This window comes from Rhizobium sp. NZLR10, from assembly GCF_019685125.1.
Taxonomy (GTDB): Bacteria; Pseudomonadota; Alphaproteobacteria; order Rhizobiales; family Rhizobiaceae; genus Rhizobium.
Map to the genome: position 1 here is coordinate 659,032 of NZ_JABDWE010000001.1, position 15,837 is coordinate 674,868.

Consider the following 15,837-nt stretch of genomic DNA (forward strand, 5'->3'; position numbering starts at 1 on the left):
CATGTTGCACAAAAACCTGATTGCCGGGGAATGGGTTGCCGGCGATACTTCGGTGAACATAAACCCGTCCGATACTAACGAGGTCGTCGGCGAATTTTCCCGCGCCAGCGCTGATGACGTCCGTACCGCTATCACAGCCGCGAAGTCGGCTTTACCGGCTTGGTCCCAATCGCCGATCCTGGTGCGCCACGCCATCTTGAAGAAGGCGGGCGACGAGATATTGGCGCGCAAGGAGGAACTCGGACGCCTGTTGGCGCGTGAGGAAGGCAAGACCTTGCCCGAAGCGATCGGCGAAGTCACCCGCGCCGGTCAGATCTTCGATTTCTTTGCAGGCGAGGTTCTTCGGCTGTCAGGCGAAACGCTGCCATCGGTGCGCCCCGGCATCGGCATCGATATTACCCGCGAACCGGTGGGCGTCGTGGGCGTGATCACCCCGTGGAACTTTCCGATCGCGATCCCCGCCTGGAAGATCGCGCCGGCACTTGCCTATGGCAATACGGTCGTCCTGAAACCCGCCGATCTCGTACCGGGCTCAGCCTGGTCCCTCATCGAGATCCTTCATCGGGCGGGCGCGCCGGCCGGCGTCGTCAATCTCGTCATGGGACGCGGCAGCGTGGTCGGCCAGACAATGCTCGACAGCCCCGATATCAACGCCCTGACCTTCACCGGGTCGACGGCGACAGGAAAACGCGTCGCGCTCGCGTCGATAGAGCATAATCGCAAGTTCCAGCTGGAGATGGGCGGCAAGAACCCCTTCGTAGTCCTTGACGATGCCGATCTCGAGGTCGCCGTCGAGGCGGCCGCCAATTCGTCCTTCTTCTCCACCGGCCAGCGTTGCACCGCATCCTCGCGGCTGATCGTGACCGAAGGCATTCACGACCCCTTCGTGGCGGCACTCTCCAGACGTCTCGAGAGGCTTGTCGTCGACGACGCTCTGAAGAGCGGCACGCATATCGGCCCCGTCGTCGACGAAAGCCAGTTGCGGCAGGACACCGGCTATATCGATATCGGCCGGCAGGAAGGCGCAAGGCTTGCCTTCGGCGGCAACAGGCTGGAACGGGCGACACCCGGCTTCTATCTTGAACCGGCGCTCTTCACCGAAGCGACGAACCAGATGCGGATCGCGCGAGAAGAGATCTTCGGCCCGGTCGCTGCCGTCATCCGGGTGAAAGATTATGACGAGGCGCTCGCCGTCGCCAATGATACCAGCTTCGGCCTATCCTCCGGGATTGCCACCACAAGCCTGAAGCATGCGACGCATTTCAAGCGCAACGCCGAAGCCGGCATGGTCATGGTCAATTTGCCGACGGCCGGCGTCGATTTCCATGTGCCGTTCGGCGGCCGCAAGGGCTCGTCCTTCGGTCCCCGCGAACAGGGCCGATATGCCGCGGAATTCTATACCTCGGTCAAAACCGCCTACACGCTTGCTTAGGGAAAACCGATGAAGATTCTCGTGCCCGTCAAACGCGTCGTCGACTACAACGTGAAGATCCGGGTGAAGCCGGATGGTTCGGGTGTCGAGCTAACCAATGTGAAGATGTCGATGAACCCGTTCGACGAGATCTCGGTGGAAGAGGCGCTGCGGCTGAAGGAAGCCGGCAAGGCCGAGGAAGTGGTGGTGGTATCGATCGGTCCTGCCAAGGCCGAGGAGACGCTGCGGACCGCACTCGCCATGGGCGCCGACCGGGCGATCCTGGTCGAGACCGACGATCAGGTCGAGCCGCTCACTGTCGCCAAGATCCTCAAGGGCGTGGCGGATGCCGAGCAGCCCGGCCTCGTCATCGTCGGCAAGCAGGCGATCGACGACGATTCGAACCAGACCGGCCAGATGCTGGCGGCTCTGCTGGGGCTGGCGCAGGCGACCTTCGCCTCGAAGATCGAGATCGGTGACGGCAAGGCTCAGGTCACCCGCGAAGTCGATGGCGGCCTGCAGACGATCTCGATCAAGCTGCCGGCGGTCATCACCTCGGACCTCAGGCTGAACGAACCGCGTTATGCCTCGCTGCCGAATATCATGAAGGCGAAGAAGAAGCCGCTCGACAAGAAGGTCCCGGCCGATTTCGGCGTCGACACGACGCCGCGGCTGAAGGTGCTGAAGACCGAGGAGCCGTCGGGCCGCAAGGCCGGCGTCAAGGTCAAGTCGGTCGCCGAGCTTGTGGACAAGCTGAAGAACGAAGCCGGCGTGCTTTAAGGCAGGAAAGAGAGAACACCATCATGACCATTCTTCTTCTGGCTGACCACGACAATGTCAGCCTCTCCGACCAGACCGCCAAGGCGCTGACGGCGGCGGCAAAAATCGGCGCCGATATCCATATCCTCGTTGCCGGCAAGGGCGCCAGGGCTGCGGCCGATGCCGCTGCCAAACTCTCCGGCGTCTCCAAGGTGCTGCTGGCCGAAAGCGACGCACTCGCCAACAATCTGGCCGAACCGCTGGCCGACCTGATCGTCTCGCTCGCCGGCTCTTATGACACGATCATCTCGGCCGCCACCTCGGTCGGCAAGAACGTGCTGCCGCGGGTGGCTGCCCTGCTCGATGTCGCCCAGGTCTCGGAGATCATCGAAGTCATTTCCGCCGATACCTTCAAGCGGCCGATCTATGCCGGCAATGCCATCCAGACGGTGCAGGCAAGTGATGCGAAGAAGGTGATCACCGTGCGCACCGCTTCCTTCGCGTCTGCCACCGAAGGCGGCTCCGCCAGCGTCGAGGCGATCCCGGCGGTTGCCGATCCGGGCCTGTCGACCTTCGTCAAGGACGCGCTGTCGGCCTCCGACCGCCCGGAACTGACCTCTGCGAAGATCATCCTCTCCGGCGGCCGGGCGCTCGGCTCTGCCGAGAAGTTCAGGGAAGTCATCCTGCCGCTTGCCGACAAGCTCGGTGCTGCCGTCGGCGCCTCCCGGGCCGCCGTCGATGCCGGTTATGCGCCGAACGACTGGCAGGTCGGCCAGACCGGCAAGGTGGTGGCGCCTGATCTCTATATCGCCGCCGGCATTTCCGGGGCCATTCAGCATCTGGCCGGCATGAAGGATTCGAAGGTGATCGTCGCCATCAACAAGGACGAGGAGGCGCCGATCTTCCAGGTCGCCGACTACGGCCTCGTCGCCGATCTGTTCGAAGCCCTGCCGGAATTGCAAAAGGCGCTCTGAGCAGAGCGGCGGCATCAGGGCAGTTCCTCATGACGATGAGGTCAGCCTGGGTTTCGCCCGGATGGTTTTCCCCGAAGCACGACCATCTGCTCGTGCTGCACCTCATTCGCATCATTCAGTACCGCGCGCCAAAGCCTGTTGCCGAGCCGTAGCGACACCCGCTTGGTGCCCTCGTGTTCAGCGGTGCCGATTTCCACGGTGCTGACGAGGGAGCCACGCCGCATGTGACGGCGGAGATCGGCCAGCGACAGTCCGAACCGTTCCGCGAGTTCGGATGAGTCCAGGATATAATCCCCATTCGCGTCGCGCTCGATCAACACCGTTTCATTCTCCCCTCTGCTTGACACTCTACGACCACCGCTCAGGCCACGGCCGGGATCGGGACGCTGTCCTTCGGTAGCAGCCGCGCCACTGCGCTCAGGAGATCGGTCTGCGATATCAGCCCGAGGATCCGGTGGTCGTCATCGACAATGATGACGGCATGCGTGCGCCCGTCCGTCAGAATGGGCAGCAGCGACAGGGCCGGATCCGAAGGCCTTGCCACCGCCGGTTTTGAAATTGCGCCTGCGATCGTATCGATGCTGGTCGACAATTCCCGCAAGCCGACGCTGCCGATCAGACGGCCCTCCGGGTCCTTCACCGGCAGCGTCCGGATATTGTGCTTCAAAAGCAGGTGCCGCGCGGCATCCGGTTCTGCAGCTTCGCCGACGGCAATCACGTCGCGCGACATGATATCGGCGCAGTTGATCTTGCCGTTTGAGCGGACCGCCGCCTGCAGCTCGACCTGCAGCAGCAGCCGGCCGAGATCGGCACGGTCGATGTCGAAGGTTTCGTCGAGCGCCGCAAGAGCGGCATCGACATCCTCTTCACGAAAACCCACTCGCACGGCAGACGGCAGGTCGATCGTGCGATGAGTGTTCTCCGCCGGTTTGGGAACGACATGCGGATAGTTCCGCCTGGAAAGCTTGTGAAACAACAGGCCGAGGCCGACGAGAATGCAGGAGTTCAAAGCGACCGGCACGAAGGGAAAGAGGAATCCCCAGCCGGCGACGACGGGACCGCCGAGCACGGCGGTCAGTGCCGCGGCTCCTCCCGGCGGGTGAAGGCATCGCGTGAAAGACATGGCGCCGATGGCAAGCGACACCCCGACGCCGGTCGCGATGATCGGATCGTGGATGAAATAGGCGGCGATGATTCCCATCAGGGCGGAAATCGTATTGCCGCCGATGATCGACCACGGCTGCGCAAGCGGGCTTGCAGGCACCGCGAAAAGCAGCACTGCCGATGCTCCCATCGGCGCCACGATCAGGGGAAGATGCGGCCCCTGCCCGAACAAATAGCCGCTGATGACGCCGGTGAGGCCGATAGCCAGCAAAGCGCCGACGCATCCGATCAACCGCTCGCGTAAAGTCGCGCCAGCCAAAATCGGTGAAAACAGACGGAAGCGGTGGAAGCGGCTCGGTCCCACCTTCGGGGAAACGGGATACTGCATGACAAGACCAATTTTGAGCGAGGATTATCCGGCGGTTTGAAGGGAGAGCCAAGGGCTGTTTGTGGCAAGCCTGATATCTCTGCCTTTTGTCGCGTTGAGGACTTCGTGAAATGCGTTGAATGCGCTGGGGCGATCGTTCTTGCGGTAGACCAGCAGCGTCTCAACGAGCCCCAGTTGATGGGTCTGGACGGACGTCGGCCAGGGCATGAGGTCGAGAACGGATCTCGGCATGACGCCGGCGGTATTGCCGGTCGCGACGCTCGCCAGAATCGCATGGTAGGAGCCATGCTCGCTCGTCGGCAGGGCGCTCGATTTGCGCGCCCAGTTTTCGGCGATCCTGCGATAGGTGCAGCCGGGTTCCAAAGCGGCAATCGACCCGACGCGAAGGTCGGCAGCGGATTTGATCGCGGGATGCCCGGACGGCAGCACGATCAACAGGTCTTCGACAAAGACCGGCTCCATCTCCAGCCCCTTGAGCTCGGCCTCGAAACCCACGTCTTCCCCGCGCATCGTCTTCGGCGGGCAGGCAATCAGCGCACAGTCCAGCGCATCGGTCACGACGGCGCGGGCGAGATCGCGGGATGCGCCCATCGTCAGATGAAGCGACACATCAGGCCACATCCGGTTGAATTGCGTCAGCGCCGCCGGCAGCCTGCTTGCCGCCGTGCTCTCCATGGTGCCGACGCGCAATGCTCCCGACGGGGCGAGAGGCCGCACGGCCTGGCGCGCTTCAAGCGCAAGCGCCGTCAGCCGGTTGGCGTAGGCCAGGAACGTCTCGCCCTCTCGGGTCAACGTCATTTTCTTGCCGTCACGGCTGAACAGGGAAACGCCGAGATCCCCCTCCAACTGCTGGATGCGCGTCGTCACATTCGACGGCACCCGCCCGACGGCCTTGGCAGCCTTGGTAATGCTGCGGTCGCTGGCGACAGCGAGGAATATCTCGATCGACGACAGGTCCAATGAAAGATCTCTGTTCCAGAATTAAGGAGAAGGATAATTCTCTATATAAAAATCATTGTCCCAGCTCAAGCCGGTTTCGGCATCGGACGAAAAAGCGAGCCGGAAATCCGGATGGCCTGTTTTGAGGGCTCATCGTCCACGCTCCAATCCCCAACGCGATCGCCACTGAATGTCACGCCATCCGCGAACCGACCAAGCAGGCGAATGCCGAAAAAAGGATCGCTACGCCGCGGAAATAGCCATTAAGCAGCGGCACTGCCCTGCCGTACGGCGATTGCGGCTGGCATGGCGCTTGCATCTGCAAGTCCATCTGCAGATCGATCGGCGACGACCCCATGTTGCACCTTGTCTTGACCTGTCTTCTTTTGAGCGTCGCTTCAGGCTTGAGCATGCGGCGTTTCCTTCTACCATATTTCCCAGGCGGCGATCTCGCCGAGAAAGCTGCCCCTGTGACAATCGTCGCAAGTGCCGTCTTTCTGGCGACAATCGCTTTCACTGTCTCCGATCAGGATCTTTGGGCAAAATTTGTCATCGTGATGCTCGGCCTTTTATTGGCGGCCATGTTCGACGATGCAAGGCCCAAGCTGACGATTGCCCTCTCCGCCGTCAGTTTGGCGACCTATCTCGGGCTGCGTTCGATTATCTGAGCCGCCCGGCCTCAACGGGGACACTGCAGCCTTATTGGCGGTATCGTGCGCTCGGAAACTTTTCCGCCTGGACCGGAACAGGCCGCTCGATACAATTCACTGGCGAGGCCGGCGCAAACACAACAATCGACCAAATCTCGGTCACTTTCGGCAAATAAAGCCTGAGCCTCCCTCTAAAGTCATTGCCGAGCGACCGCGATACGCCGTCTGGGATCGGCAAGGTCCCGGCCGCGAAGCCCAGTTCGCCAACAGCAAGAGCAAGCGTGTGCTCATCAGCCTATGAGGACCTGCGATGAAGACCTACAAGATCGCCCTTCTGCCCGGAGATGGCATTGGCCACGACGTGACGGAAGCAACCTGGGCCGTACTCGAAAAGGCAGCTCAATCGAACGGATTTTCTCTTGATGCAACCAGCTATCCCTGGTCCTGCGACTACTATCTGGCGAACGGCAGCATGATGCCCGGCAATGGCATCGAAACGCTGAGATCCTTCGATGCCATCCTGCTCGGGGCGGTCGGATGGCCTCGCAAAGTGCCGGATTCCGTTTCATTGCATGGGCTTCTGCTGCCGATCCGCAAGGCTTTCGTGCAATATGCCAATATCCGCCCACACCGGCTGCTGCCGGGTGTGCAGGGACCGTTGCGGTCGGAGAACTTCGACATCCTCTGCATTCGCGAAAATACCGAAGGCGAATATTCCGGCGCCGGTGGCCGTGTTCATCAGGGGACCGACAGCGAGGTGGCAGTGGAGACCTCGATCTTCACCCGCAAAGGGGTCGAGCGCATCCTGAGGTTCGGTTTCGAACAAGCCCGTGCGCGCCGCGGCAAGCTTGCCTCGGTGACAAAGTCCAACGCGCAGAAATATTCGATGGTTTTCTGGGACGAGATCACCCACAGGCTTTCCGCTGAATATCCCGATGTCGAGGTGACCAGCTACCATATCGACGCCATGGCCGCCCGCATGGTCATGGCGCCGGAAAGCCTCGATGTGGTCGTCGCGTCCAACTTGTTCGGCGATATCCTGACCGACCTTGGCGCCGCCATCCAGGGCGGGCTCGGCTTCGCGGCCTCCGCCAACATCAATCCCGATCGCTCGGCGCCGTCGATGTTCGAACCGGTGCACGGCTCGGCGCCGGATATCGCCCATCTCGGCAACGCCAATCCGATTGCCGCCATCTGGTCGGGCGCAATGATGCTGGAGCATCTGGGAGAAACGGCTGCTGCCGGAGAGGTAATGGCCGCAATCGAGGCGACGACGGCACGCGGCATCGGCGCAATTCCCGGCAAGGACAAGACGGACGCGATCACGGCATCGGTGCTGTCTGCGCTCGATTAGAGCAGAGTACCGACAAGGGTGAGCGGTTTTCGCGCCCTAAACTCAGAATCTTGTTCTAGCCGTTCAATGGTCGTCGTGATCGTGATGCGAAGGAAGGTCGAGGCCAAACGTGTCGACCAAATCGGTCACCTGCCCGGGGCTGAGGTAACGGGGATTGAGATTGCGCAACAGCAGATAGAGCTTCGCCGTTTCCTCCAGTTCCTCGGTCGCAAAGACCGCCGCCTCCAGACTGTCACCGGCAACGACAGGTCCGTGGTTGGCCAGAAGCACCGACGAATACTTGCCCGCCAGTCCGCGGATGGCGTCGGCCACCGCTGGATCGCCGGGACGGTAATACGGCACCAGAGCGGTTTCACCGGCGCGCATGAGATAATATGGCGTCATCGGCGGCAGGGCGGCGCGCGGATCGATCTCCGGCAGCATGGTCAGCGCCACCGCGTGGGTGGAGTGAAGATGGACGATGGCGCGGGCGCTGCCGCGTGTATCGTAGAGAGCAGTGTGCAGTGGAATTTCCTTGGTCGGCTTGTCGCCGGACAAGAGCCGGCCTTCGGCGTCGAGCCTGGAGATCCGCGCCGGGTCGAGAAAACCGAGCGAGGCATTGGTCGGCGTGACCAGCCAGCCTCCGTCCTCGAGCCGCAACGATATGTTGCCCGAAGATCCGGGCGTCAGTCCGCGCTCGAACAGCGAGCGGCCGTATCGGCAAATTTCTTCACGCTGGCGCGCGTCGGACATGACACTTCCTCCATATTACGCGGTTGCTCCTTCGATCAGTTCAAAACCGAGATCGACGGCCTGGGACGGCGCGTTGGCGACGACCAGTTGTGCGGCTATCTCTCCCGTCGCCACGCGCGGTGTTCGGATGGTCGATAAGGGCTGCGGTATCGCCCGGCCGATATCGAGGCCGTTATAGCCGAAAATGGCGAGCTTCGAGGGGATAGAGATCCCCTCAGCCAGACAGTGAAAATAGCCGCCCAGCGCCATATCATCGTTGGAGAAATAAACCGCATCGAGATCGGTCGTCCGGCCAAGCAGCCGCTCCAGCCCCAGCCTGCCGTTTTCCACAGACGAAGCGCCGGCGAGAATTTCGCGCGCGACGAGGCACGCGCCAGAGGCCTCAAGCGTTTCGCAGAAGCTTGAAAACCGCTTGCCGGCGCGGGTATCACGATTGAGGTCGTGACCGACATAGCCGATCCGGCGATAGCCCCGATTGAGCAGGAAGGCAGCGCTCTCCCGCCCGGCCGCGCGGTTCGAGAAGCCGACCGCGATATCAAGCGCGTCTCCGTCCAGATCGAGCAGTTCCACGACCCGGCACCCGCTGGCGCGCAGCATCTTTACTGTCCCGTCGGTATGCTCGTATCCGGCCAGCATGACCGCCGCCGGCCGCCAGGCCAACATCGCGGCGACGAGCGCTTCCTCCTTGCCCTGATCATAGTCGGTGACGGAGAACACCGCCTGATAACGGTTTTCCTCCAGGACGGCGCTGGCGCCGCGCAGCACATCGGGGAAGACGATGTTGGACAGCGAGGGAATGACGAAGGCAACGAGACGCGAACCGGTGGAGGCCAGCGTCCCGGCGATCCGGTTCGGCACATAGCCCAACCGTTCGACAGCGGCCATCACCCGCTCTCGCGTCTTGCCGGAAAACGAGCCGTGATTGCGCAGCACACGCGACACCGTACTCTCGCCAACACCGGCCGCTTCCGCGACTTCGGCAAGCGTTATCGTCACCTGCTGTTTGAATTCCATGGTATGTCTGAACTCACGCTTTTGGGATGGCTGCTAGATGTCGGCCGGCAACCACCGCTCTGTCACCATTTTTCACTGCCCCTGCCAATAAGCAAGGTTTTTTTGGCAGCGCTACCAATTTGGTGTTGGCAGCGCTGCCAAAATAGACTAATGCAGATGGCAGCGCTGCCACTTGGCGTGCTGCGGGAGGACCGGCAGGAGACCGCGGCAACAATCGGAGGAGAAAATCATGACTCTGTGTCCTTGGCGCGTCTTACAGACGCACTGCGCTCTAAAGCCTCTCCGGGATTGCACCCGGCGGAGCACAGACTTTTTCTCACTGGACTGGAGAACCTCCTGATGTCGCCATTTGCTGAAAACTCGGGGCCTGCCGTCGTCGCGGCCGTCATCGGCCTTGGTTCCATGGGGCTCGGAATGGCCCGGTCGATGAAGCGCGCGGGGCTCGATGTCGTTGGATATGACATCACGCAAGCGGCAGTGGACCGCTTCATCGCCGATGGCGGACGTGGCGCGACGACCCTAGCCGGCGCGGCGAAGGGCGCCAACATCGTCGTCTCCGTGGTCGTCAACGGCGCGCAGACCGAGGCCGTGTTGTTCGGCCCTGAAGGCGTCGCGAGGATGATGAAGCCCGGGGCCGTTTTCATCTCGTCGGCAACCATGGATCCTGCGGTCGCACGCGATCTGGCACAACGGGTCGAGGCTCTCGGCCTGCACTATCTCGACGCGCCGATTTCGGGCGGCGCGGCCAAGGCGGCGCTTGGCGAGCTGACGATCATGGCGTCGGGCTCCAGACAGGCCTTCGACACCGCCCGTCCGGGTCTCGACGCCATGGCCGGCAAGGTCTACGAACTCGGCGATGCGGCCGGAGCGGGCGCGGCCTTCAAGATGATCAACCAGCTTCTCGCCGGGGTGCACATCGCAGCCGCCTGTGAAGCGATAACGTTTGCTGCCAAGCAGGGCCTCGACCTCGACAAGGTCTATGAGGTGATCACGGCCTCGGCCGGCAATTCGTGGATGTTCGAAAACCGCGTGCCGCATGTACTGGCCGGAGACTATACGCCGCTCAGCAGCATCGAGATTTTCGTCAAGGATCTTGGCATCGTCCAAGACATGGCCCGCTCCGAGCGTTATCCGGTGCCGCTCGCGGCAGCAGCCCTGCAAATGTATCTGGCCGCCGCCGGCGCCGGCATGGGCCGTGACGACGATTCCTCGCTCGCGCGGCTTTATGCCCAGCTTTCCGGCGCGGAATTGCCCGGTTCCACCAAAAACCCGCAGAGCCTGTAAAGGAACTCCAATCATGCCGGTTTTCGCCGCCAACCTGACGATGATGTTCAACGAATGGGCATTCCTCGATCGCTTCGACGCCGCAGCCGATGCCGGTTTCTCCGCCGTCGAATATCTCTTTCCCTACGACGCGGCGCCGGACGCAATCGCCGAACGGCTTGCCCGCAACAATCTGCAGCAGGCATTGTTCAACCTGCCGCCGGGCGACTGGGCAGCAGGCGAGCGCGGCATCGCGGCTCTTCCCGGACGGTTCGATGCGCTGAAGGCGGATGTCGAGCGGGCATTGGACTATGCGGCGGCGACCGGCGTCAAGCGGCTGCACCTGATGGCAGGCATCGCCGACCCTGGTGGCCAAGACGCCTCCTCCTCTTACCGGCGCTCCGTCACCTACGCTGCCGGACGGCTCGCGGAAAGAGGCATCGATCTCCTGCTCGAGCCGATCAACCGGCGAAACATGCCGGGATATTTCCTCAGCGACTTCGGCGCGGCGGAAAGCCTGATTGCCGAATGCGGTCTGCCGAACCTGAAACTCCAGTTCGACATCTATCATCGTCAAATCATCCACGGCGACGTCACGATGGCGTTGCGACGCCTGCTGCCGATCATCGGCCATATCCAGATTGCCAGCGTGCCGTCCCGCAACGAGCCGGACGGGGAGGAACTGAACTATCCCTATCTGTTCAGCGAAATCGACCGCCTGGGTTACGACGGTTTCATCGGCTGCGAATACGTCCCGCGCGGCCACACCCTGGACGGCCTCGGCTGGTTCAGACCTTTTGCACGGAGCTAGACGATGGCTATTTTGCTCGGATCAATCGCTGACGACTATACGGGCGCCTCCGACCTCGCCAACACGCTGACGAAGAACGGTCTGCGCACGGTACAGACGGTCGGCATTCCCGATCCGTCGCTCATGCTGCCGGATGTCGACGCCGTCGTCGTTTCCCTGAAGATCCGCTCGGTCCCGGCCTCGGACGCCGTGACGGCCGCGACCAGCGCCGAGCGATGGCTGCGCCGGCGCGGCGCGGGTCACGTGCTTTACAAGATCTGCTCGACCTTCGATTCCACCGATGCCGGCAATATCGGTCCGGTCACAGAGGCGTTGAACGATGCGGCCGGCGGCGGCGTCGTGCTGGTTACACCAGCTTTCCCGGAAACGGGACGCACCGTCTATCTTGGCCATCTCTTCGTCGGCGGACAGCCCTTGAACGAAAGTCCGCTCAAAGACCATCCCCTCAATCCGATGCACGATGCCAATCTCGTGCGGGTCCTCACCCGACAATCGCGTGGCGCTGTCGGGCTGATCGATCTGGCAGCCATTGCGGCCGGACGCGGCGCCATCAAGGCGAGGCTCGACGCCCTGCGCAATGCAGGCGTCACCGCCGCCATCGCCGATGCAATTTTCGAGCGGGATCTCGAAACGCTCGGCGAGATCGCACTCGAAACGCCGGTGTCCACCGGTGCGTCCGGCCTCGGTCTCGGCCTTGCCCGCGCGCTCGTCCGCTCCGGTCGGATATCGTCCGGCGGTGCAGCGCCGGCGGATGCCATTCGCCCCGTTGGCGGGTTTTCAGCGATCGTTGCCGGCAGTTGTTCCAAGGCAACGCTGCGCCAGCTCGACGTCGCCGAACGGTCGATGCCCGTCCTGCGGCTCGACCCGGAGCGGCTGCTTGCCGGCCCGGATGAGATCGCCGCGGCGATTTCCTGGGCGGGAGACCGCATCGCCGCCGGCCCCGTCGTGGTCGCCGCGAGCGCCGCACCCGAAACCGTGTCTCGGCTGCAATCACTTTATGGACGAGAGGCCTCCGGCCACGCGATCGAGACCGCCACATCGATCATCGCCGCCGAGCTGGTGGCAAGAGGCGTGCGGCGGCTCGTGGTCGCAGGCGGCGAAACCTCGGGGGCAGCCGTCGACAGGCTCGCCATTCCGGCATTTCTGATCGGGCCGGAGATTGCGCCCGGCGTGCCGGTGCTGCGCACGGTCGGCAATACCCAGGGCGACATGCTTCTGGCTTTGAAGTCGGGAAATTTCGGAGGCGAAGATTTCTTTGCGGCAGCGCTGGCGATGATGCACTGAGGTGTGTCCCTCGCATGCAGGATACCCCAAGCCGGGGCTTGCAGAAATTCTTGGACTTGTCGCGAATTCTACGCTTAGCCAGCGCGGCTTTGAAATCGGCTATGGCACATCACCCTCCAGGTGCCATCTTAGGCGTCGGGTCGAGACGCGACTCGACCGATCGTTTGCGACCCGCTTCACACGCTACTTCTGCATACCCAAGGATAGCCTGAGCGCAATCAGTTCATCTCGATCGATATTGCGGCCCATCCTGGGTTGGCGCAGGCTTGAGTCCGCATCAGAGCGATGCGCGACTGATGCGGGGCTGGCGCCGCTCAGCGAACATCGGCAGTCGCGGCATCTTCGATTGGGCTGAAAGCACCCTCCTTTTCTCAGCGGGCGTGACGGCGTTCATCGATAGACTGCCACCGGCTGCACCGGAACGCTAAGCTCCGTCCGGCGCACACGCTTCACGCTGGACGAGACTGTGACCGATCGGATGTGCACCGGCGATGCAAGCGCGAGAATATCGCGAAAGGGGCAGATTCGGTATTTTGTGCCGCCATATAGCGCCTTTCAGGAGATTCCGGCGCAGTGCAGGTGACAAACTAATATCGGTGAAGGGCTCGGATCCCGGCAAATGCGGGGCCTTCCACATAAGAGCGGGACAATGATCCTGCCTGCGGGAACAGAATATTCTTCTTCGAGAAACCGCGCTCCCGCTGGAGCCGAACACTGGGGAATTCACGTGAGCAAGAGCCTTCCGGAATTCAGATACATGACATTCGACGTCGTCGGTACGCTCATCGACTTCGAGGGCGGCATCAAGGCCTGTTTCGCCGAGATCGCGGCCGAGGTGGGAAGCACAGTGGATGGCGAGCAGGCGCTTAGCCTCTATCGCGCAGCCCGCTACTCCGAGGATGCCGGCCTATTTCCCGACGACCTCGTGCGCGTTTACCTCGCGATCGCACCGAAGCTCGGTCTGCCTGCTGATCGAAAATATGGCGAACGACTACGGGACTCTGTGAAGAGCTGGAAGGGTTTCGCTGACAGCGCCGCAGCGCTGGCCAAACTCGGGAAGGATTACCGCCTCGTTGCGATGACCAATGCCCGCCGCTGGGCATTTAATTTGTTCGAGAAGGAACTCGGCAATCCGTTTTATGCTGCCTTCACGGCCGACGATACGGGCACCGAAAAACCCGATCCCGCGTTCTTCGCGACGGTCTTCGCCTACGTTGCCTCGGAAGGCCATTCGAAGGACGACATCCTGCATGTCGCCCAGAGCCAGTACCACGATATCGGGATTTCCAGGGAACTCGGGCTGGCCAATTGCTGGATCGAGCGGCGACACGCCCAAAAGGGTTACGGCGGAACGATCGAGCCGGTCGAGTTCACCAAACCCGATTTCCATTTCACGTCCATGGCAGGCCTAACAGATGCCGTGGCTGCTGCACGCGCCTGACTTTAAAACCGGATCGGGCCTGCCCGAAACGGGCAGCCCGCCATAGAAAAAAGGGGAATGAGATGAACAACAAGATCACCAATTGGACCAGCTCCGACGACGCCATGATCGAAACCGCCATCCGTCAAGGCGCGACCCGTCGCGAGCTGCTGCACATGATGCTCGCCGGCGGCGTGGCCATGTCCGCAGGCGGGCTGGTGCTTGGCCGCGCCGGCAAGGCGCTTGCGGCGACGCCCGTTTCCGGCGGCGCCCTCAAGGCGGCCGGCTGGTCGTCCTCCACAGCCGATACGCTCGACCCCGCCAAGGCGTCACTCTCCACCGACTATGTCCGGTGCTGCTCCTTCTACAACCGCCTTACCATCCTCGACAAAAGCGGCAAGCCGCAGATGGAGCTTGCCGAGGCGATTGAATCCAAAGATGCGAAGATCTGGACGGTGAAACTGAGGAGCGGCGTCACATTTCATGATGGCAAGCCGCTGACCGCCGACGACGTGGTATTCTCTCTGAAGCGCCATCTCGACCCCTCCGTCGGTTCGAAGGTCGCCAAGATCGCCGCCCAAATGACGGGCTTCAAGGCGGTCGACAAACAGACCGTCGAGATCATGCTCGCCAGCGCAAATGCCGACTTGCCGACCATCCTGTCGATCCATCACTTCATGATCGTTGCCGATGGGACGACCGACTTTTCGAAGGCGAATGGCACTGGCGCTTTCGTCAAGGAGGTCTTCGAACCCGGCGTGCGCTCGGTCGGGATCAAGAACAAGAACTACTGGAAATCGGGCCCGAACGTCGATTCCTTCGAATATTTCGCAATCAGCGACGACAACGCCCGCGTCAACGCCCTGCTTGCAGGCGATATCCACCTCGCAGCCACGATCAATCCGCGCTCCATGCGCCTCATCGAGGCTCAGGGCGACGGGTTCACATTGTCGAAGACGACCTCCGGCAACTATACCAACCTCAATATGCGGCTGGATATGGAGCCCGGTAACAAGCGGGACTTCATCGAAGGCATGAAGTCTCTCGTCAACCGCGAACAGATCGTCAAATCGGCGTTGCGCGGTCTCGGCGAGGTTGGCAACGACCAACCCGTTTCACCAGCAAACTTCTATCATAATGCGGACCTGAAAGCCCGGGACTTCGATCCCGAGAAGGCGAAGTTCCACTTCGAAAAAGCAGGCGTCCTCGGCCAATCCATTCCGATCATCGCTTCCGACGCGGCGAGCTCGTCGATCGACATGGCGATGATCATCCAGGCCGCCGGTGCTGAAATCGGCATGAAGCTCGATGTCCAGCGCGTGCCATCCGACGGCTACTGGGACAACTACTGGCTCAAGGCGCCGATCCACTTCGGCAATATCAACCCACGGCCGACCCCTGACATCCTCTTCTCCCTGCTCTACACCTCGGACGCTCCGTGGAATGAAAGCCAATACAAGTCGGAGAAGTTCGACAAGATGCTGATCGAGGCTCGCGGTACGCTCGACCAGGAGAAGCGCAAGGCGATCTACAATGAGATGCAGGTCATGGTCGCCCAGGAAGCCGGCACCATCATTCCAGCCTATATATCGAATGTCGACGCCACCACAGCCAAGCTCAAGGGTTTGGAACCCAGCCCGTTCGGCGGCCAGATGGGATACGCATTTGCCGAATATGTCTGGCTCGAAGCCTGATAAAGCACCGGGGGCCGGGGCTGCAATCGCGCCCCCGGCT

Annotated in this window: 15 protein-coding genes; 10 read left to right on the plus strand and 5 right to left on the minus strand. The window is 62.0% G+C overall.

From position 1 onward, the window contains the following. Position 1 precedes the first annotated feature (1 nt). From HJB82_RS02970 to HJB82_RS02980, 3 genes are read left to right on the plus strand one after another with little or no spacing between them, the layout of a single operon-like run. The gene (locus HJB82_RS02970) at positions 2 to 1,432 is read left to right on the plus strand and encodes an aldehyde dehydrogenase family protein (protein WP_221139558.1); all 1,431 of its coding nucleotides are present in this window, start codon (positions 2 to 4) and stop codon (positions 1,430 to 1,432) included. 9 nt (positions 1,433 to 1,441) lie between these two features. Beyond that, positions 1,442 to 2,191 (plus strand): electron transfer flavoprotein subunit beta/FixA family protein, encoded by a 750-nt coding sequence (locus HJB82_RS02975; protein ID WP_221115139.1) that lies wholly within the window; start codon positions 1,442 to 1,444, stop codon positions 2,189 to 2,191. Between the two features lie 23 nt (positions 2,192 to 2,214). Then, positions 2,215 to 3,144: an electron transfer flavoprotein subunit alpha/FixB family protein gene (locus HJB82_RS02980; RefSeq protein WP_221139559.1), complete on the plus strand. Its 930-nt coding sequence runs from the start codon at positions 2,215 to 2,217 to the stop codon at positions 3,142 to 3,144. A 41-nt stretch (positions 3,145 to 3,185) separates the two neighbouring features. On the opposite strand, the gene HJB82_RS02985 is transcribed toward HJB82_RS02980, so the two are convergent. The 3 genes from HJB82_RS02985 to HJB82_RS02995 are packed head-to-tail and all read right to left on the minus strand — an operon-like array spanning position 3,186 to position 5,596. After that, positions 3,186 to 3,464, minus strand: a complete 279-nt coding sequence (locus HJB82_RS02985) for a DUF6522 family protein (RefSeq protein ID WP_221115141.1) — start codon at positions 3,462 to 3,464, stop codon at positions 3,186 to 3,188. 41 nt (positions 3,465 to 3,505) lie between these two features. Then, on the minus strand, positions 3,506 to 4,636 hold the full coding sequence (locus HJB82_RS02990; RefSeq protein WP_221115142.1) for an HPP family protein: 1,131 nt from the start codon (positions 4,634 to 4,636) through the stop codon (positions 3,506 to 3,508). Between the two features lie 24 nt (positions 4,637 to 4,660). Beyond that, positions 4,661 to 5,596, minus strand: a complete 936-nt coding sequence (locus HJB82_RS02995) for a LysR family transcriptional regulator (RefSeq protein WP_221115143.1) — start codon at positions 5,594 to 5,596, stop codon at positions 4,661 to 4,663. Between the two features lie 335 nt (positions 5,597 to 5,931). Between HJB82_RS02995 and HJB82_RS03000 the strand changes: the two genes are divergently transcribed. After that, positions 5,932 to 6,243 (plus strand): hypothetical protein, encoded by a 312-nt coding sequence (locus tag HJB82_RS03000; protein ID WP_207584644.1) that lies wholly within the window; start codon positions 5,932 to 5,934, stop codon positions 6,241 to 6,243. A 292-nt stretch (positions 6,244 to 6,535) separates the two neighbouring features. Next, positions 6,536 to 7,579 (plus strand): tartrate dehydrogenase, encoded by a 1,044-nt coding sequence (locus HJB82_RS03005; RefSeq protein WP_207584643.1) that lies wholly within the window; start codon positions 6,536 to 6,538, stop codon positions 7,577 to 7,579. 63 nt (positions 7,580 to 7,642) lie between these two features. On the opposite strand, the gene HJB82_RS03010 is transcribed toward HJB82_RS03005, so the two are convergent. Both HJB82_RS03010 and HJB82_RS03015 read right to left on the minus strand, forming a co-directional pair. After that, a complete protein-coding gene (locus tag HJB82_RS03010; RefSeq protein WP_221139560.1) occupies positions 7,643 to 8,311 on the minus strand; it encodes an aldolase in 669 nt (222 codons plus the stop codon). Positions 8,312 to 8,326: 15 nt separating this feature from the next. Further along, positions 8,327 to 9,325: a LacI family DNA-binding transcriptional regulator gene (locus tag HJB82_RS03015; protein WP_221139561.1), complete on the minus strand. Its 999-nt coding sequence runs from the start codon at positions 9,323 to 9,325 to the stop codon at positions 8,327 to 8,329. 339 nt (positions 9,326 to 9,664) lie between these two features. On the opposite strand from HJB82_RS03015, the gene ltnD reads away from it, so the two are divergent. The 5 genes from ltnD (at position 9,665) to HJB82_RS03040 (ending at position 15,797) form a co-directional block, all read left to right on the plus strand. Continuing rightward, positions 9,665 to 10,609 (plus strand): L-threonate dehydrogenase, encoded by a 945-nt coding sequence (ltnD, locus tag HJB82_RS03020; protein WP_221115146.1) that lies wholly within the window; start codon positions 9,665 to 9,667, stop codon positions 10,607 to 10,609. Between the two features lie 13 nt (positions 10,610 to 10,622). Continuing rightward, the gene (gene otnI / locus HJB82_RS03025) at positions 10,623 to 11,399 is read left to right on the plus strand and encodes a 2-oxo-tetronate isomerase (protein ID WP_221115147.1); all 777 of its coding nucleotides are present in this window, start codon (positions 10,623 to 10,625) and stop codon (positions 11,397 to 11,399) included. Between the two features lie 3 nt (positions 11,400 to 11,402). Next, positions 11,403 to 12,683: a 3-oxo-tetronate kinase gene (gene otnK / locus HJB82_RS03030; protein WP_207584637.1), complete on the plus strand. Its 1,281-nt coding sequence runs from the start codon at positions 11,403 to 11,405 to the stop codon at positions 12,681 to 12,683. Between the two features lie 727 nt (positions 12,684 to 13,410). Further along, a complete protein-coding gene (locus HJB82_RS03035; RefSeq protein ID WP_207584636.1) occupies positions 13,411 to 14,124 on the plus strand; it encodes an HAD-IA family hydrolase in 714 nt (237 codons plus the stop codon). Between the two features lie 62 nt (positions 14,125 to 14,186). After that, a complete protein-coding gene (locus HJB82_RS03040; RefSeq protein WP_207584635.1) occupies positions 14,187 to 15,797 on the plus strand; it encodes an ABC transporter substrate-binding protein in 1,611 nt (536 codons plus the stop codon). The last annotated feature ends 40 nt before the right edge of the window (positions 15,798 to 15,837 follow it).